The organism is Clostridium hydrogenum, assembly GCF_021432385.1.
Classification (GTDB): Bacteria; Bacillota; Clostridia; order Clostridiales; family Clostridiaceae; genus Clostridium_S; species Clostridium_S hydrogenum.
The window spans coordinates 2,286,705-2,307,037 of record NZ_JAEACT010000002.1 but is presented as its reverse complement, the minus strand read 5'-3'; the positions used below and the strand labels follow the sequence as shown (position 1 = coordinate 2,307,037).

Genomic DNA, 20,333 nt, shown 5'->3' with positions numbered 1-20,333 from the left:
TAAACATTGAACAGAAATAAAGATGTAGTGAAATTATCAAAATAACATTGGATAGGTACATAAAAAAAATGATGTGGTATACGAGTGTCGAAGAAATATTTTAAATAAAATTGTATAAAACTTAGTGGGGAATTTTTTGAAAACTTGCCACTTAGTTTTATTAATTTTATTTAAGATTTCAAGATATTTGTATACCACATTATTTTAATGCATCTGCCCTATGTTATTGATTTTGCACTACACTTACTTCGCATTGATTTGTATTTCTGATAGTTTTTTGTATAAATCATACCTTTCCTTAGCATTAATTTCAGAATTCTTAAAGGCTTCATCAGCTGCTTCTGGGAATAATGTCTTTAATGAAGAGTAACGAATTTCTCCATTGATGAAATCAGTATATGAGCTAGAAGGTTCTTTAGAATCAAGTACAAATGGATTTTTGCCTTCTAATTTTAATAGAGGATTATATCTATACAAATGCCAATATCCAGCTTCTACTGCTTTCTTTTCCTCGGCTATACTAGTTCCCATTCCAGTTTTAATACCATGACTTATGCAAGGGGCATAGGCAATTATAAGAGATGGACCTTTATAAGCTTCTGCTTCTGTTATAGCTTTAACAGCGTGATTCATATTTGAACCTAAGGATATTTGAGCTACATAAACATTTCCATAAGTCATAGCCATTAAGCCAAGTTTTTTCTTTCCTGTTTTTTTACCAGCTGAAGCAAATTTTGCAACTGCTCCTGTAGGAGTTGATTTTGAAGATTGACCTCCAGTATTTGAGTAAATTTCTGTATCCATAACAAATATGTTTACATCATCACCCAAAGAAAGAACTTGATCTAATCCGCCAAAGCCTATATCGTATGCCCAACCATCACCACCGATTAACCAGTGAGATTTTTTAACTAAATAATCCTTTTTAGTGAATATTTCATTTAAAATATTGTTTTGAGCATAATTTTCCTTTTGCAATAATTCGAGTATTCGTGCTGAAGCTTTTTTAGAAGCATCTGCATCATCAAATCCATCTAACCATTCTTTAAAGGCTTCTTTAAGCTCTGGTTTAATATCGGCAGCATTTAGTCCTTGAGTCATTAACTCATAAAGTTTTTCTCTCATTTGTTTTACAGCTAAAAACATTCCATAGCCATATTCAGCATTATCTTCAAAGAGTGAATTACCCCAAGCAGGACCTTTGCCACAGTTGTTTGTAGTATATGCTATTGCAGGTGCACTTCCTCCCCAAATTGATGAACAGCCTGTAGCATTAGCTATCATCATCCTATCACCATAAAGTTGCGTTAATAATTTTATATAAGGAGTTTCACCACAGCCAGGGCAAGCACCGTTGAATTCTAGTAAAGGTCTTGCAAATTGGCTGCCCTTTACGGTATGAAGACTCATAAGTCCTTCTTTAGGTATTATTTTTAATGCATATTCAAAGTTTTCTGCTTGCTCCTCAATTTCCTCTTGAGCGGGTTTCATTATTAAAGCTTTGCCAGGAGCAGGACATATATCAGCACAGTTTCCACATCCAGTGCAGTCAAGTGGACTTATTTGAATACGATAGTGGTAACTAGTAAGTTCTTTACCTACAGGTGTTTTAGTCATAAACTTTTCTGGAGCCTTTTCTTTTTCTTTTTCATTTAATAGACAAGCTCTTATTACACCGTGAGGACAAACAAAAGAACATTGGTTACATTGAATACATTTATCAATTTGCCATTCAGGAATATTAACTGCAATTCCACGTTTTTCATAAGCAGTTACACCAAGAGGGAATCTTCCATCTTCCATACCATTAAATGCGCTAACAGGAAGTTCGTCACCTTCATGTCTTGCCATAGGTCTCTCAATTCTTTTAATAAAATCAGGAAGTTCTTTAACTTGAGTATATTCATCTTTGGCGTTTTTCCAAGCTTCTGGAATTGTAACCTTATGAGCCGAATTTACACCAGCATCTATGGCAGCTTTGTTTGCATTTACTATCTTTTCACCTTTTTTACCATAGGTGTATTCTACTGAGTCTTTTAGATATTGGACAGCTTTATCTACGGGTATTATATTTGCTAGTTTAAAGAAGGCAGATTGCATTATCATATTTATTCTAGAGCCGAGACCTAGCTGCTGCGCTATTGAAATTGCATCTACTGTATAAAATTCAATGTTGTTTTCAGCTATATATTTTTTCATTGCTGCAGGAAGTTTTTCTTCCAATTCTTGATCGCTCCAAGGACAGTTTAGTACAAAAGTTCCATTTTTCTTTAATCCTTTTAAAACATTTATATTGTAAATAAAGGTTTTGTTGTGGCAAGCAATGTAGTCTGCTTCAGTAATTAGGTAAGGAGATTTTATTAATTTATCGCCAAATCTTAAATGTGATACTGTACTTCCACCTGATTTCTTGCTGTCATAGGAGAAATAAGCCTGACAGTACATATTTGTATTATCACCTATTATTTTAACAGCACTTTTATTGGCACCAACTGTACCGTCAGAGCCTAAGCCATAAAATTTACATCTCTTTGTTCCTGCTGGTGAAGTGTCGACTATAGCTTCTTCAGGTAAAGAGGTATTTGTAACATCATCAACAATTCCGATGGTGAATCTATTTTTCGGATTATCATTTTTAAGATTTTTGAATACTGCGAGGATTTGTGATGGTGTTGTATCTTTTGAACCTAAACCGTATCTACCACCAACTATAATAGGTTTGTTTGAATTATTATAAAATACATTGACTACATCCAAGTAAAGCGGCTCTCCTACAGAACCTGGTTCCTTTGTTCTATCTAATACGGCAATTTTTTTAACAGTAGTAGGAAGGTATTTAAAGAAATAGTCAGGAGAAAATGGTCTATATAAATGTACTTTTAGAACTCCTACCTTTTCACCTTTTTGCCTTAAATAATCTACAGTTTCTTCAATAGTATCGCAAACAGAGCCCATAGCAACTATTATTTCCTCTGCATTAGAATCTCCAATATAATCAAATGGATGATATACTCTTCCAGTGATTTTTTCTATTTCTCTCATGTAATTTTCTACAATGTTTGGAATGGCATCATAGAATTTATTTGAACCTTCTTTTTGTTGGAAGTATATATCTGGGTTTTGAGCAGTACCTCTAACAGAAGGGTGTTCAGGATTAAGAGCTCTATCCCTAAATTTTCGTATTGCTTCATAATCAACTAATTTTGCTACATCAGCATAATCAATAACTTCAATTTTTTGATATTCATGAGATGTTCTAAAACCATCGAAAAAATGCAAAAATGGCAATTGAGCTTTAATAGCGGATAAATGAGCCACATTTGCTAAATCCATAACTTCTTGAACACTTGAAGAAGCTAAAAGTGCAAAACCAGTCTGCCTTGTAGCCATAACATCTTGATGATCACCAAAGATTGATAGTGCATGAGTTGCAATAGCACGGGCAGTTACATGAAGTACACCTGGGAGCATTTCACCTGCTATTTTATACATATTAGGTATCATAAGAAGTAAACCTTGAGATGCAGTATATGTAGTTGTAAGTGCACCTGCAACAAGAGAACCGTGAACAGTTCCAGCGGCACCAGCTTCAGATTGCATTTCAACAATTTTAACTGGCTGACCAAATATATTTTTTTTACCATGAGAAGACCAGCTATCCACAAGCTCAGCCATTGGAGTAGATGGTGTTATAGGATAAATTGCTGCCACATCTGTAAACGCATATGAAGCGTATGCAGCAGCTTCATTTCCATCCATTGTTTTTAATTTTTTTGCCATACTTTATAATTCCTCCTTAAATTTAGCTCAAACCTAGTTTTTGTCTTTTACTCATAATATGAGCTTCAATATTATTTGCAACTTCTACTGGATCATCCCCTAAAGCTATTTTTCCACCAGTTACATCTTCAGCTTTATTGGTTAAAAGATCAACAAGCTGCGGTGCACCTGTCATAAAAGGGGTAGGGGAAAGATGAGTATAGGTTCCATAAGCAAGAGCAAATATACCATCAATTGTGGCTTTTTGCTCCATCCATTCTGGTGCAGTAACAGCTATAGGAAGATCAGGAACATCTACTTTTAAGTGTTCAGCAAGAGCTGTGACAAGCATAGAAATTCTTCCTGTATCAGTACAGGTTCCAAAGCTGAGTACTGGTGGAATTTTAAGGGCGTTACATATTTCTTTTAGACCTTCACCAGCCATAGTATTTGCGGCATCAATTGTACAAAGACCAGCAACTTCAAGAGCATGGTTTCCACATCCTCCAGCAACAACTAAAATGTCTTTTTTTATAAGTTCTTTTGTTAGATTTATTGTTACCCAGTCTTGAGGACCATTTCTTAAAGTTGAGCAATTGGCAAGTGCTACAACACCTTTAATTTTACCTTGTGATATTACATCCACTAGGGGATCAAGTTTATTTCCAAGTGCTCCAAGGACTGCTTCTGTGGAAAAACCAGCTACCGCCTTTTGAATTTTCTTTGGAACTACAGCTTCAATATTTCGTTCTTTTCGTTTCTTAAAGTTTTCAATGCCAAGATCAATAAGTTTATCTGCTGTAAAATCAACGTCACTTGGATTATATGGAAATTTGTATTTAATCCCAGGCAAATCAATTATTGTGCTTACAGAAACTAAAGTAACTTGATATTTTTCTGCATACATATCAATAGCTGGAGGCGAACAGTTCTCTTCCATAGCAAAGACATCTACTGTTCCAGTTGCAAGCAATGGTTCTATGGATAGCCAATTACCCATGTGACCCACAAAAACATCGTCAATTGGAAATCTTTGTAGAAGTTCTTGACCTGTTTCTATTGAACCTACAATTCGGATACCCTTAGCCCCTGCCTTTTTTGCCTTATCTTGAATTTCAGCTTTCTTTGCCTTTAATATTGTTGCAACTCCTACCCAAGGTTGGTGTCCATTAAATACTATATTTACATAGTTTGGATCCATGATTCCAAGGTCCATATTAACTTCATGTGGTGTTGGAGTTCCAAAAAGTATATCTTGAACCATTTCAAGACCTATTTGAGTGTTGTATATTGTAGCAATTCCAAGCCTTAGGGCTTTCATTGCCAAGGATACATGGCTTCCATCTACATTTGTAAGGCAGCTTGCAACACAGTTTTGTTCTTCATGTACAGTTCCAGCAGGATATATATTTAATTTTTTCCAAGCTTCTTTTCTTTTTGTTGGGGCAAAAGCTTCTACCATTACATTGTCTTTCTCATTATCAATTTTCTGTTGATCTTCAAGAAACATGGCAAGTTCAACTGCCATATCGTTAATTTCCTGATTGGTGTCTATGCCAACTTTCTCGCACATCCATTTAAGTTTATTTGAATCTGTAATTGTAAATGGGGTTTTACCTTCAGCTGTTGCTTTTAGTGTTCTGAAGGCTTCGTAAGCATGATGGCTATAGGTACCAGCACCCATTATGTTTTTAAGAAGGAAGTTTCTCATTGCCATAGCATCTGGACCTATTCCACAAACTCCTTTTTCCTGACCTGTTTTTTCGCTTATTCTACAAGGCCCGTTTGAGCAAAGCTGGCAGCTTAAACCTTCAAGGCAAAATTTACATCTTATTTTGTCTTGAGAAACATATCTATCAAAGGCGTTTGACATTCCGTCAGCTCTTATTCTTTTTAGCATTTCTTCTACAGAATCGTGATAGCTTACCCTCCCTTTAAATTTTTCTAATGTACTTTCACTCATAAGAAAACTCACTCCTTAATTTTGTTAATTATTATTCATATATAGATATACCGGCTCAACTATTAAAATTCATGTGCACCAAAATGCCCAGAAGACGGCATTTTGTTACACATGAATTTTAAGTTTCACAATGGTATATCTTTAATAAGTTTTCCAATTAATTATTTAATTATGTATAATATATAGTAGGAACTCGATAAATTAACGAAGGAGGAGAAGGTTATGAAGATTATTGGGCTTAGGACTATAAAAACGGCTTTTGGAGCTGCACTTGCTATTTTTATTGCAGAATTTCTTGGCTTGAAGTATGCGTCGGCAGCCGGAATTATAACAATACTTAGCATTCAAAATACTAAGAAGACATCTTTAGTTATAGCTTTTCAACGTATGGCTTCAACTGTGTTAGCCCTTTTTATAAGTTGCGTTTTGTTTGAAATTTTAGGGTATAATCCAATTGTATTTGGACTGTATCTCATTGTGTTTATACCTCTTGCAGTTAGATTCAGGCTTACGGAAGGTATTGTTGTTAGTTCGGTACTTGTTACACATATTTTAGTAGAAAAATCTGTTTCTGTGTTTTGGATAAAAAACGAACTGTTGCTTATGATAGTGGGAGCTGGAATAGCTATTATTTTAAACAGCTATATGCCTAAAATTAATAAAAAAATAAAAGAAAACCAAAAATTAATAGAAGAAGATATGAGAAAAATTTTATTTAATATGGCAAGTAACCTTAGAAATAAATCTACTGATATTAAAGAAAATGAATTTTTTTTAAGCTTAGAGGCTTCAATAAAAAAGGGCAGTGATATGGCATATAGAAATTTAAATAATTACATAATTAATGAAGATAAATACTATGTTATGTATATGGAAATGAGAACCATACAGTTTCAAATTTTGAAATATATGAGAAATCACTTTACGAGGTTTTATATGACTTATGAGCAAACAGAGATGGTAGCTAAGCTTACAGATAAAATAGCCTTACAATTAGAAGAAGAGAATCCAGTTGATACTTTGACAAGTGAACTAAAAAGATTATATGATGAATTGAAAAAACAAAAGCTTCCAGAAACAAGAGAGGAATTTGAAAATAGGGCAATGCTTTTTCAGTTTTTAAATGATTTGGAATACTTTTTAGAGGTTAAAAGAAAATTTATTCTTAATAGAAAAGAAAATAATATGTATTAGAATAATTTGTATTATAGATAGACAAATTGAAAACATTAGCATAAGGATACATTTGGTATTTATAATTTCAATGTTTCAGGTTGTCTATCTATAGTATATCTATATAGATAAACCAGCTCAACTATTAAAATTCATGTGCACCATAATGCCCAGAAGACGGCATTTTGGTACAAATGAATTTTAAGTTTCACAATGGTTTATCTTTAATTAAATGTTAAATTTTTAACTCCAACTTTATTTATAAGTAAATTATTTATAATCTGAAGCGTAGCAGCATCAACATTACCAGTTTGAGTAAGAGAATTTTGAGCTTGAATTAATGTTACTACACCTCGGGTTTGTGTGCCGTAATACCCAGTGGCACTTGATATACTATAACCCAAAGAAATCAAAGCGTTTTGCAAATTAACTACATCTTGACTAGTTGTACCATATTTAAGTGGTAGGGTAGCTATAGTTAAAGGTGTTTTATTAATGGTTATAGAAAAATCTTTTTCATTGTCAAAGGTATTTAAAGTTAAACTATCTTTTGCAAATACTTTAATATTATAATTACCATAAGTACTAGGTGTAAAAGAGTAGTTTGCAGAAGGAGAATAATTGTTTGAGGTAATTAAAGTTCCATTTTTATATATTTCAAATTTATAACTAATTCCAGAAGTACTTCCACCAGTAATATTTGAAGTTAAATTAATTTGTTTTCCTTCATACATATAACCATTTGCAGTTACGCTTGATATAGTAACTGGATTGAATACGTTTAATAAAGTATTTGCTGTAATACTGTAAGAATTAGTTTCTAAGCTATCTTTTTCGTATACATAAATCTGATAAGTGCCTGAATTTTTTGGAATATATGAAAAAGTATTGCTTAAATTATATAAGCTATCAGTTATTAAATTGCCATTAGTATATACCATAAATCTGTACTGAGGGTTATCTGAACCACCAGTAATTCCAGCATTAAAGTTTACTGTATCTCCTAATATAATAGAGGTTTTATCGCTAGCGAAATTTGTTAAAGTTGGTGTAGAATAAACTTTAAAAGCTATTGTTTCAGTATCATCATAACTGTTAGTAGAGGCGGCGTCTTTAATATATGCTTTAATCGAATAATCTCCATATGAAGCTGGAGAATATGAAAAGTTATTAACACTAGAAAAATCTCGTGTACTAACAATGACACCATCTTTTGAAATTTCATACTTATATAAATAGCTACCAGAACCATCTTTACCTTGGGCTGAAATATTAACACCTTGTCCTTGAAGTAATTCTGTTTTATCTACTGTAAAATTTGATAAAGAAGGAACATTATAAATATTAAAAGCTAAAGTTTGTTTTGAATCATAGTTAGCCTTTGAGAGAGCATCTTTTACATAAAGTGTAGCGCTATAATTTCCAACGGCTGATGGCACGAAATTAAATGTACTATTTGTATTATAATCTGCCGCGCCAATCACTGTTCCATCCTTAGAAATTTCATATTTATATAGGAAGCCAAGTCCAGTTCCTCCAGAAACAGAGTTTGCAAAATTTATTGTCTGCTGACCTATTAGTGCATTAATTGTATTTGCATTAAAATTATTAATACTAACTGCTGGTATAGCTTGTACATTTAACGCTGAAGTAATAGTATCATCATAATCTTTATCGGAATATATATCTTTAATTTTTACATATAATTGATAGTTTCCGGCACTAGAAGGAATAAAATTGAACTTGTTATTTGAAGTATAGTCTGTTTCGCTTACTAATTGGCCATTGCAAATAACTCCAAACTTATATAAATAGTTCCCTGAACCATCGCTGCCAGAAGCAGTATAGTTAACAGCTTGTCCTAAAAATATTTGGTTATTAGTAGAATCATTTGAATATGAGGCTAACTTTGCATAATGTAATAAGTTGTTAATAGTTGTGCTATCATAATAAAAAGTTAATATTTTATCATAAGTTTGTCCAAGAGAAGCTCTTTGAGAAGCCCCAAGTTGGCTCATTCCAACACCATGACCATAACCTTTCCCACTAAAAGTATAAATGCCATTCGTGCTGTTGTAAGTTACATTCCACATAGAACTTTGTAAATTTAAGAAGGTCCTGCATTTATCACCTGTTATAAATTTAGTTTTAGTAGTTCCAAGTAGATCTTTGTAAATTATAGCAACGCTTGATACTCTGCCACTTACATATCTTGTTATAGAGTTTAAATCTAATTTCACAAAGGTATCTGTTGAAGCTAGATATCCTTTAGCTTTTAGTGTAGCTTCTATATTTGCATTTGTAAGAACTTTATTTCCTAGTGACCAAGAGGAATTATCAACAATTTGTCCATTATATATATCTGATTTAGATATTAGGTAAGGGACAGCATATCCCCAAACATTTTTAACATCTTCTGTATATCCACCATGAGAGGCAGAAAATACAGAATCTATTAGTGCATCGTTATAAGTAACTACTTGTCCTTTAGTTGAATCAACTGCTTGCATTACATGAATATCAGCTGGTACATATCCGTGATAAGCTTGATAATTAATTGTGTCATCAAAGTCATAGCCCAAAGTTGCTTTAGCAGCTAAATTTTTAAGAGCATAAGTTCTAGAAGCAACAGCTTGAGCCTTTAAAGCTTCAATAGGAAAATAATCGGACATTTCAAGGCCAACCACGCCTTTTAAATAATTTTCCATTGAGGTAGAATCTATAGGAAGTATTTTACCTGTATTAATTTGAAAAATAAAACTTCCAGTATAGCTATTTGTTTGTGTACCACTAGAGATAGATACTAAATTTGAAGCAGCCTTAGGAGTTAAAGTGATAATTTGATAGGGGCTGCCATTAACTAGTATAGTATTATTAGATACCGATAGATTTAGTATAGTACCAGAAGAAAGCAAAGTGCCATTTAACAAATAGTCGCCATTAAGTTTAAGTGTCATAACTTGATTAGCCATTGAAACCAAACCTATTTTTAGGTTGCTAAAGTAAGCTGTGTTTTCATAAGCTTTAACACTGCTAGGATAAAAAAGTGTTAAATAAGAAAAGGTACATGCTCCTGCTGCAATAATGGAAATAAGGCTTAATTTTTTTGTGTGCATTTTTTTCACCCCTTATTGATATAATTTGTATGTTGCTACAATTATCGACACTTTTCAACGATAATTTCCAAGTAAATAATGGTATAGTAGGAATTAAGGGGAAGTTAAAAAATGATTGGAGTGATTTTGAATGACTGTGTTCAAGCCACTTACAAAATGATAAAGGAGTATGAAGAAAATGAGGATAGGAAGTGTACTCTTAGAAGTTCCATTTGGAAATATAGAGATGGGAAGTGGAAAATGATTTTTCATCAAGGCACTTTAGTTCCTAGGGAAAATTTGGATAAAGGGAAGCAATAATATTGCAGGACATTATTGCTTCCCTAAACCGTGGGTTTAAAGAAAAAATTCCGTAGGCACTAAAATTTTTTTCTTAATGTTTTTACTTCCAAATAATTTTAAATTCATCCGTTTCATGTCCGAAAATTATCTTTAAGAAAGGATAGTTTTCAAAAAAAGTTTTCAGCTTTAAAAAACTTTTTCGACCTTCTTCTATATTTGATGAATATTTTCCTGGTTCAACACCGAGTTCAAATCCCTTTTTTGAAATGCAAGCATCTCCGGTAATTATGACTTTAGCATCTTTCCCATTAACTATATAGGAAGTATGGCCTTTTGTGTGCCCTGAAGTGGAAACGGCCCAAAATGAACCATCACCAAAAATATCTATACAGTTTCCTAGTATAGGCATGTTTTGACCAACTGAGAAATCTAATTTCTTTAAGTTAAATTTATTCTTTAAGAAGGTTGAATAAATTAATGGAAAAAAGTTTGTTTCATGTTCACCATCACCACACATATAGGGTATTTCATCTGGTAATGAAGGCGAACCTGATGCGTGCTCATGAATATGCGTTAGAAAAACACCATTTAAACTTATAGATTTTTCTTCTAGCTGTTTTTCAATTCCTTGTGAACTTTTTTCTTGAATGTAATGGTTCTTAAAATAAGCTTTTTTCAAGATACCTTTAAAATTTCCGCCAATTTTATTTGTAAAGGAACTATCAAATCCAGTATCTATTAAGTAATTACCATATTTCTCATGCTGTAATATATGTGCTAATACTGGAAGATTAACAATGCCATCTTTTAATTGAAAAGCCTTTGCATTATTAAGATTTATTATTCCTGATATTTTACTGACAATTGTTCCGGTATTTAAAGTTTCTATTTTTATAGATTTAGGGTTTGCAAACACAGCTTCCCAATTATCAAATTTTGAATATACCATATTATGCACCGACTTCATCACTAAATGAATTATCATTTTTCTTCTTGGAAATATTTTTTATTCCACTTGGTAATGCAATTAATGCCGGTAAAAATAAAGGTAATAGTATAATTGAAAGAGCTATTAAGCCTATTACTACAGCTATAGCAAGTTCTGTTAGAAGCTTAACATTTGCTGGTACCAATGTGATAAAAGTACCTCCAAGTATTAAGGCAGCAGACATAACTACGCCTCCTATATTTTTGCAAGCTAAAACTATTGCTTCTGTTTGAGGTATATTCTTATATTCTTTAAATCTCATCATCAAGAATATACTATAGTCAACGCCTAAGGCAACAATCATTACAAAAGAGAAAAATGGTACATTCCAGGATACGCCTTCATATTTAAATATATTAAATACTACAAAATTTAAAACACAAGATGATATATAATAAGCTGCCATTAATGATGCGGATATATAAAGTGAAATTAGTGGTGATTTTATAACTAATAAAAGTACTATAAATACGCAGACTAAAACAATAACTGACATTTTATTTAAATCATCTGTAGCCACTTTATTTAAATCATAATCATAAGCACTTGTTCCTGATATTCCAAATTTGGCATTTTTAAGAGAAGTGCCTTTAATTGCACTAGGTATCATATCGTTAATTTCTTTTACTGTATTCATAGCTTTCGTTGAATATGGATCATCATCTAAAACAACTGTCATTTTAGTTATCTTTCTATCTTTGCTCATATACATATCCATAGCTTCTTTGATAGAAGAATTGCTGAAGAATTCTTTTGGTGCAAAAAATTCGTTAGAGTTATTTAATTGATACATGTAATTGTTTGTTTTAGAAAGTCCACTTGAAATTTCGGATAGACCATTACCACTTTTGCTTAGCGCATCTTTTAATTGAGGAACACTTGAACCAAGTTTATTTAGCATAGTGTTAAGTTGTACCTGACCGTTTTTAACCTCTGTTAAACCAGAGTTAAGTTTAGCCATGTTTTCAATTACTGTGCTTTGACCAGCAGCACCTTTTTTTAATCCATCAGATAAAGCTGAAGATGCAGTTTCAAGTTGTGAAAGTCCGTTTAATGTTTGGTTTTGTGCGGCATATACTTGGGTTAAAGTTGAATTTGCATTTCCAAGGCCAGCTGTAAGTTTATCATAATTTCCTTTAAAAGTATTAAGACCATCACTTAATGCGGAAAGTCCTTTTAATATACTATCATAATATGTTTCAACACCCTTAAATCTAAGATCATTTGAAAATTTGTAATCATTTGATAATGCAACAACATAACCATTCATATTTGTTACAGCAGCTTGAAGTTGACCTATGTTAGCTGTTATAGTTTCATAAGCATTTCCAAGGCTTTCATAGTTGCTTTGAATTGATGATAATCCATCTGATATTTGTTTAGTGTAACCTGTTATGCTAGTCATTCCATTTTTAGCAGCAGTTATGCCAGAATGTATTTTATCAGCACCATCTGCCGCAGAGGAAATACCGTTATTTATTTGTTGAAGTCCATCAGTAACTGCATTCAGTCCGTTTTGAACTTGACCAGTGCCATTAACTAAAGCGTCTGTTTTTGACAAATCATTCAAATTAATAGAATTTAGATTGCTGTTTATTTGTCCAAGACCATTGTCAATTGTGTTAAGACCGTTTTGCGATTTTGAAAGTCCATCAGTCACAAGTTTGGTTTGATTTCCTATATAAAGTGAGTCAATAGGATCAGATAGTGGCTGAGTAATACTTGAGACACTTTTAACTCCTTTTATAGTTTTTAACTTATCTGTCAAATTATCAATAGCTGTGAGAGAATCATTATTGTCCATGGCTTTATTATTTTCAAAGACAACAGTAGTAGTAAGTGCTTCACCTTTTCCAAAGTTGTCGGTAATTAGGTTAAAGCCTTTTACTGAATCTACAGAATTACTAAGTTCGTTTACTGTATCATAAGAAGCTTTTTGAGTATTAAAATAAATTATTGGTATTAATATAAGTATTATTATGCTTGAAACCATAATCGGTCTTTTTACAGAAAATGAAGATGCCTTTTTCCAAAATTTGTTTTCACCGTGGCTAGTAATTTTCTTTGTTGGCCAAAAGAGTTTTGCACCAAGAGTTCTCATTACAAAAGGCGTAAAGGTTAGTATTTCAAGTAAAAGAACAATAACTCCAATGGCTATGCAATTACCTGAACGGTATAAACCAAATTTTGCAAGAGTTAAACTTAAAAATGCTATAAAAACAGTAGCAATACTGTAAGCTACAGTTTTTCCAGCTGTCCCATAAGTATTTACAATTGCATCATCTATAGAAGTGGTATGAGACATTTCTTCTTTGAACCTGTTAAATAAAAGCAAATTGTAGTCTGTACCAATTCCAAAAAGTATAAGAACTAGTACCAATTGAGTAAGAGAAGAAATAGGATAATCAAATTTATAAACTAATTGTCCAACAATTGCATATGAAACCAAGTAAGTCATACCTACTGAAAATAGTGATACAATGGGTGTCACTACAGACCTAAACATGATTATGAGTACTATTAAAATAAAAAATACTGTTAAAAGTGCACTTTTATCTACACCAGCTGAAACAGTTCTCGTATAATCATCGCTTATAAAATCTTCTCCTGTAAGATAGTGTTTTACATTTACATTTTTTAGCTTGTTGTCAATCATATCTTTAATATCTTTTACTTCTCTACCTTTTTTATCGAGCTTAAAAGTAACCATTAAAGTTTTTTGGTTTTCAGATATAAGTTTAGATTTTATAGAGGGGGTATCAAAAGAATCAAGTAAGTTACTAATTCCAAGGTAGTTTTTACTATTTTTTATTTTAGTTATTCCATCTTTTATGCTATCCATTTCGTTAGAAGTAAGTTTATTTTTGCTATTAAATACTATTATATCTGTATTTCCTGAAGTTTTCTCCAGCTTTTTTAAAATGTTGTCAGATTTAACAGAAGGATTATCGCTGCTTAAATATTGTTGCCCTTTAGCTCTAAGTACCTTGTTTAAATCTGGTGAATAAATTATTGATAGTACTAGTGCAACCATCCATATGGCAAATATAGCCCATCTCATTTTTAGTATTTTTCTCATTTTATTGCCTCCTTTAAAATTTTATTATAGGGTTTAGTGAACGTGAGTTCATTATTTATGTAAAATAAATACAGATATACCGGTTCTAATAGCGAAATTGCAAATTTTAACATATCCTATAAAATTAAAATTTGTAATTCCTACATGTTAAGTTGTACTTGTGAACGACTGTTCATTATTACTTTAAAAAAATATAATATGTTTATTATTGAAAAAAACAGAAGATAAACATATTATAATTTTTTAAATCTTTTATCTATATCAGTAATATAAAAATATACAAGTTTATCAATAAGAATTTTAATTTTATTTCCGTCATATTCTTGATTTAATATAAATGCGATGCCTTCAATTAAATCATGTGAGATAGTGTGTACTACAATTTTAGTATCATCATCTTCTCTTAAATTGCTGTCAATAGATTTTATATATATATCGTAAACTAAGGACGTTAATTCATTTTTAAAGTTTTCAAATTTTGATCCTTTGCTTTTATTAAATATAATTACTAGTTCAGAACTTGATTCCTCTACAAATTCCAGTATTTTATTTAGCAAATTCATTATGTAAGCTGGAACTTCAGTGCAATTTTCACCTGTGCAGGTATTTACTTGTACCTGTATTTTAACAAGATATAAAAGCAATTTATCATATACCGGCTCTATTAAAGTATTAAAAAGAGACTCTTTATTTTCGAAATATCTATATGTACTTCCTAAGGCAATTCCTGATTTAGATGCAATAATTCTCATCGAGGCATCTAAATATCCCTTATCTTTAAACTCTATTAAAGCAGAAGAAAGTATCTTTTTTCTTATGTCATCTTTTAAGTACTGCATTTATGAACCTCCGTTCATTTTTAATTAATTATATATCATTTCTATAAAAATGTAAATAGTTTTTATATACAATTTCAATGTTTCAGGTTGGGGGTGTGGCACTAATTGTATTTAATATGTAATTCAAAATTATTGCGAAGCAACTTAATCAATTCACAATTCACAGTTCACAATGCACAATGAAGGATGATTTGCCTTCCTCTCGTCAGGTAAATCTTAAATTTAAATATTATAAGCTTCGCTTAGCACCATAAATGGTGCTATTGCGTAAGCAATAAAAAAATAAGTTTTAAGATTTTCTGTAGCTTTGCTACAGAAAATCCACCTTCATTGTGAATTGTGCATCGTGAATTGTGAATTGATTTAATTCGCAATATTTAAGATTTGTGCATAAAATAATTTTGTGCAACAGTCCCAAGTTCAACTATTTATAAATTTATTAAGTATATCTATATTTTTAGTGTATACTATAAAGTAAGAGGTGATTAATATGGCACGTAAAAACATTAGCAGAGGAAAGAATAGGCAGTTAACTGATTTTAGTTATTTACTTGATAAATCTGAAGAAAATAAGGAATGCCAAGAGGGCAATGTTGATAAAGGAGAAAACAATGATATAGAGAAGGATGAATAGTCCTTACCTTATTAGATAAAAAGTTAAAAAATAATGAGAAATATCTTATCAATACTTCTCATTATTTTTTATTATTTTCCTAAAAGTTTACCAAATTCCTTTGCTTTTGCTAATTCTTCATTATCTGGAGCTTCATTAACTGCAAGCTCTCCAACGACGTTAAAACCATAATCTGTAATCAAATCCTTGAATTTTTCCATGAACTCTCCATTATCCCATCCATAAGAACCAAAAAGAACAACTGGTTTATTATTATTAAGAGTAAGTTTAAATTCTTTTAGAAAAGGTGCCATTTCTTCTTGATCAATGTTATTATTATTTTTTGATGGACTTCCAAAAGCTACTGCATCAGCAGAAAGGACATCTTCCTTTGTAGCTTCTGAAACCATTTTTATAGTTACATCTGCACCAGCTTCCTTTGCTCCTTCAAATATTTCATTTGCTAAAACTTCAACATTACCGCCTCTGCTTGCATAAATTATAGAAACTTTTTTCATAGTTAAAACCTCCAATATATAATTATTTATTATCTCCAATATATAAAATTCTTTGCATTGAGTTTAAAGTTATATTTTGTACTTTTTAGAAATGTCTATATATATAAAATACAACGAAATTAAATAATAGTCAATGTTATTTAATAAATATTATTAAATACAGATGAATAACTTGAAAATTAAAAATTACAAATTCTAAGTTTATGCTGACAAATTACAATTTATCGAGGAGAAGCCAAAGTACAAAGTACAGAGTACAAAGTACAATGAAGGACGATTTTTCTCCGTTAACACTACGAAAAAATCTGAAAACTTATTTTTTTATTGCTGCGCAATTGCGCCATAGATGGCGCTCAGCGAAGCTGACACCATTTAAGTTTAAGATTTGCCTGAGTAAAACGAAAGGTAAATCATCCTTCTTTGTACTCTGTACTTTGTACTTTGTACTCTGCTCGACAAATTGTAATTTAGATTTATTATTTTTGGTTCTATGTTTTTAAATTACTAATATGCAATTGTGGTAATACATGATATAATTAACTAAATTTAGACAAGGAAAATATAGACAAGCTGTATTTAAATATTAAGCTAAAATAGGGGGAAATATGAAGGTAAATAAAAAAATTATAATAGGTTTTGCAGTAATTTTATTAGTTATTTGGATAGGAAATATTATTTATTACAAAAGGCATATACTTAAAGCACCCTTGTTTGTAAAAAATTACTGCGAATTGGGGAAGGATGGAGGTAACTTTGAGTTAGACTATATAGAAGATATAAAATCTAATGATAAAATTGAGAAAATAGACTTTCCAGAAATAAAAAAGTATAATGCAGCTTTTTCAGAATTATGTGGTAATACATATGAAAGATTTTATGCCTTAAAAACCATTGAAATTACCTTCACTAATGATGAGGTAAATGAATATAAAAATAAAATTATTACGAAAGCTATTGTTAAATTTTCTAGTGGTAAAACCATGAAGGTCAATTTGGGAAAAATATATTTTGGCGATGATGTGCAGGTTCCAAATGGATTAAAATTGTGGAATTCCTCTGGAGATTGTTATTCATTTACTGTAAACAAGGATACTAGCATTACTGGTATAAAATCTAGATTTAAAAGCTATGTAAAGGATGCATTAAAAATAAGTATAAATGGCAAAAAAATTTCTGATAAAAATTTCCCGATAGAATTAAAAAATGGTGATGATTTTTATATGACTTATGAAATTAATTTTAGTAAAAATGACATAAGAAGATACAATTCGTACAATATTGATTTTGATGTTATAACAGAGGATAAAAATGGACATAAGGGGAGTATACCATGCTTTGTAAATTCAAATTTTTCATTTACGGATGATATAGATATTAATAGTATGAAAAGAAACAGTGAGGTGAAGTAAATGGATTATCCTGGCTATAAAAAACTATTTTGGGCAATGATAATTATTAGCTTTCACATAAACATAGGATATATAAAGATATTACCAGAGGCTATTGGCTATATGCTTATTTATTTTGGCTTAAAAAATTTATCAGAACAAAATGAAAACTACGAGAAAGGGAAAATACCTGCGATTATACTTACAATACTCACCTTGAAGGATGCGTGGAATAATCCTAATGATAATATTTTAGCTGGTGGAGCTTATAATATAGGATTAACAAATACTGTGATTTCATCAGTAGTTATGATAATTAAAATTTATCTAATCTATATTATAATTAGTTCAATGGTTGAGGTTTATGATAAGCAAGGCGAAGATACATTTGTAGATAATATAAAAGCTGCATGGAGGTTTTTTCTTGGAGTATATTTAGTTTATTTATTCTGCATGCCATTTTTAATGAATTTAAATGAAGATTTTAAAATTACAATCATTATTAGTATGGGAATTATGCAGATTGTGGCGAATCTCATCGTTGCTTTTGTATTTAGAAAAGTTAAAGAATTTTGAAGTTTTAGGTTTTAGGTATAGCTTAGGGGGAAGTTATGAAACTAAATAGAAAATTAATAGTAGGATTTATTAAGAAGATACAATGCATATTATTTTGATTTTTATGTTTTAACAGAAGATTTAAGTGGCAATAAGGGAAGCATTTCATGTGGTGTTAATACAAATCCACAAGCTACAGAAGATTTTGATATTAATGCTATTGAAAAGTAAGACGTGGTAAGGGCTCCTTCAAATGGAGCGTAGCATACGTAACTTAAAATTATTGCGAAGCAACTAAACAAGAGTACAGAGTACAGATGACAGAGTACAGTTAAGTTTGATTTACCTTCCTTGCGTCAGGTAAATCTTAAACTTAAATGTTGCTCAGCTTAGCTGACAACAGTAATGATGCGATTGCGTAAGCAATCAAGAAATAAGTTTTAAGATTTTTCAAAGCGTAGCGGAGAAGAATCATCCTTCACTGTATTCTGTACTCCGTCATCTGTACTCTGATTTAAAGTTTTACATTTTTTTTACATTAATTTTCTTCGAATTTTGGTTACGCAGAGCATGAAAATTCCAAAGGCTGAGGCTATTATTAAAAGTGTTTTTGCAATAAAAAAAGTGTTTGGAATTAGATTATTCATTGTTCCCAAAATAAAATATAAGAAAATGCTTAAAAGTAGGTCTATAAAAATATTACCAACATTAAATTTCACTTCACAAAATTTTCTTATATCATGCATATTTAAAACGTAAGCAGTTATAGCTGTTATTATAAGTGTTATTCCGTAGCCATATATATTTATAAAGCTTACACCTGTGAGAACGTAAAGCAGTATAAGTTCCTCAATAGAAATTATTACAGAGTTTATTAAAATTTTAGTTTGCTTTCCTATACCGCTTAATATTGCAAAGGTTGCCCCAGATACATAGGAAAGGGGCATTGAAATGGCAGAAACCATTATATAGCTTCCAAGGTCATCTCTATTATAAAATAGCTTGCCTAAGTTTTCAGGGATGCTTAAGCATATTATTAAGGTGGCTAGTCCAAGAAAAAAAGACAATTTTAAAACTTCACTTATTCTTTTTTCTACAGCATAGTAATTTTTTTGTTCTACATTTTGTGAAATCTCTGGAACAAGTACTGTTGCCATTGACATTATGATTATCATTGGAAAAAAGGTTATTGATAATGCCATGCCAGAAAACTTACCTATCATTGAAAGTGCATCTTTATATACAAAGCCAGCTGCTACAAGTCTTCTAGGAAGTATAAGAGTTGATGCAGCAGAAAGAATAGAAGAAACAAATCCATTTATGCAAAGAGGCACAGAAACTATTAGCACATCAAAAAGAAGTTGTCCTCTTCCCTCGGCCTCTGAAGAACGAAAATTAGATTTCCTTATAGAGATTACATATGCTGCATAAAGCATAAGTAAACTTATTAACTCACCTAGAGCCAATGCTGCATAAACAGCGGTTACAGTTTTAGTAATTGTTTTAAGTGCTAATACATCAATTATTGCTAGAACAACCATGACTCTAATTGCCTTTTCAAAAATGTCTATGTATGCAGGTATTTTAGCTTGTGATACTCCATAAAAATATCCTTTATATACAGATGAAAGTGCTACAAAGAGTATAGCAGGGCAAAGAACTTCAAGTGAATATATTGTCCTAGCATCTTTTATTATATTTGACGTAAAGAAGTTTAGATTGAAAAAGAAAATTACACATACAAATAATGACCAAACAAATGTAAAAAGCAGCGAAGTTTTAACTAAAATTTTTATGTTTCTGTAATCTTTACTTCCAACTAGTATAGCAGCTTTTCTTGATATGGCAACACTTAATCCGCCACATACAAGGCAGCAAAACAAATCATAAATAGGCATTATAAGTTGATAAAGTCCAACACCCTCAGCACCAAGTTTTTGAGAGAGTATTATAGAAAAAATAAATCTTAAAATTCCTGTGGCAAAATTTGATATTGTCAAAATAACTGTATCCTTATAAAATTTATCGAATTTCATATACCATCCTCAATAAAATTAGTA

13 protein-coding genes are annotated in these 20,333 nt (G+C 31.2%); 5 read left to right on the top strand and 8 right to left on the bottom strand.

The window, feature by feature from the left end:
- Window positions 1–243 precede the first annotated feature (243 nt).
- Both nifJ and cooS read right to left on the bottom strand, forming a co-directional pair.
- Window positions 244–3,780: a pyruvate:ferredoxin (flavodoxin) oxidoreductase gene (gene nifJ / locus CUEA01_RS10395; RefSeq protein ID WP_234121566.1), complete on the bottom strand. Its 3,537-nt coding sequence runs from the start codon at window positions 3,778–3,780 to the stop codon at window positions 244–246.
- 22 nt (window positions 3,781–3,802) lie between these two features.
- On the bottom strand, window positions 3,803–5,722 hold the full coding sequence (gene cooS, locus CUEA01_RS10390) for an anaerobic carbon-monoxide dehydrogenase catalytic subunit (protein ID WP_234121565.1): 1,920 nt from the start codon (window positions 5,720–5,722) through the stop codon (window positions 3,803–3,805).
- Between the two features lie 222 nt (window positions 5,723–5,944).
- Between cooS and CUEA01_RS10385 the strand changes: the two genes are divergently transcribed.
- On the top strand, window positions 5,945–6,916 hold the full coding sequence (locus CUEA01_RS10385) for an aromatic acid exporter family protein (RefSeq protein WP_234121564.1): 972 nt from the start codon (window positions 5,945–5,947) through the stop codon (window positions 6,914–6,916).
- Window positions 6,917–7,119: 203 nt separating this feature from the next.
- On the opposite strand, the gene CUEA01_RS10380 is transcribed toward CUEA01_RS10385, so the two are convergent.
- On the bottom strand, window positions 7,120–10,011 hold the full coding sequence (locus CUEA01_RS10380; RefSeq protein WP_234121563.1) for a SpoIID/LytB domain-containing protein: 2,892 nt from the start codon (window positions 10,009–10,011) through the stop codon (window positions 7,120–7,122).
- 111 nt (window positions 10,012–10,122) lie between these two features.
- Here CUEA01_RS10380 and CUEA01_RS10375 point away from each other — a divergent pair, with 111 nt between their 5' ends.
- The gene (locus CUEA01_RS10375; protein ID WP_234122172.1) at window positions 10,123–10,311 is read left to right on the top strand and encodes a hypothetical protein; all 189 of its coding nucleotides are present in this window, start codon (window positions 10,123–10,125) and stop codon (window positions 10,309–10,311) included.
- A gap of 82 nt (window positions 10,312–10,393) precedes the next feature.
- Here CUEA01_RS10375 and CUEA01_RS10370 read toward each other — a convergent pair whose 3' ends face one another.
- From CUEA01_RS10370 to CUEA01_RS10360, 3 genes are all read right to left on the bottom strand, one after another.
- Window positions 10,394–11,242 carry an MBL fold metallo-hydrolase gene (locus CUEA01_RS10370; protein WP_234121562.1) on the bottom strand — a complete coding sequence of 283 codons (849 nt, stop codon included), beginning with the start codon at window positions 11,240–11,242 and terminating at the stop codon, window positions 10,394–10,396.
- 1 nt (window position 11,243) lies between these two features.
- Complete coding sequence (locus CUEA01_RS10365; RefSeq protein WP_234121561.1) at window positions 11,244–14,360, bottom strand: MMPL family transporter; 3,117 nt, start codon at window positions 14,358–14,360, stop codon at window positions 11,244–11,246.
- Between the two features lie 233 nt (window positions 14,361–14,593).
- Window positions 14,594–15,199, bottom strand: a complete 606-nt coding sequence (locus CUEA01_RS10360; protein ID WP_234121560.1) for a TetR/AcrR family transcriptional regulator — start codon at window positions 15,197–15,199, stop codon at window positions 14,594–14,596.
- 490 nt (window positions 15,200–15,689) lie between these two features.
- Between CUEA01_RS10360 and CUEA01_RS10355 the strand changes: the two genes are divergently transcribed.
- Complete coding sequence (locus tag CUEA01_RS10355; protein ID WP_234121559.1) at window positions 15,690–15,833, top strand: hypothetical protein; 144 nt, start codon at window positions 15,690–15,692, stop codon at window positions 15,831–15,833.
- 71 nt (window positions 15,834–15,904) lie between these two features.
- Here the strand turns inward: CUEA01_RS10355 and CUEA01_RS10350 are convergent, their stop codons facing one another.
- Window positions 15,905–16,330, bottom strand: coding sequence for a flavodoxin (locus CUEA01_RS10350; RefSeq protein WP_234121558.1), 426 nt, complete (start codon window positions 16,328–16,330; stop codon window positions 15,905–15,907).
- Between the two features lie 605 nt (window positions 16,331–16,935).
- Here CUEA01_RS10350 and CUEA01_RS10345 point away from each other — a divergent pair.
- Window positions 16,936–17,739 (top strand): hypothetical protein, encoded by an 804-nt coding sequence (locus CUEA01_RS10345; RefSeq protein WP_234121557.1) that lies wholly within the window; start codon window positions 16,936–16,938, stop codon window positions 17,737–17,739.
- Window positions 17,740–18,294: a hypothetical protein gene (locus CUEA01_RS10340; RefSeq protein WP_234121556.1), complete on the top strand. Its 555-nt coding sequence runs from the start codon at window positions 17,740–17,742 to the stop codon at window positions 18,292–18,294.
- Between the two features lie 512 nt (window positions 18,295–18,806).
- Here the strand turns inward: CUEA01_RS10340 and spoVB are convergent.
- Window positions 18,807–20,309 carry a stage V sporulation protein B gene (gene spoVB, locus CUEA01_RS10335; RefSeq protein WP_234121555.1) on the bottom strand — a complete coding sequence of 501 codons (1,503 nt, stop codon included), beginning with the start codon at window positions 20,307–20,309 and terminating at the stop codon, window positions 18,807–18,809.
- Window positions 20,310–20,333 lie beyond the last annotated feature (24 nt).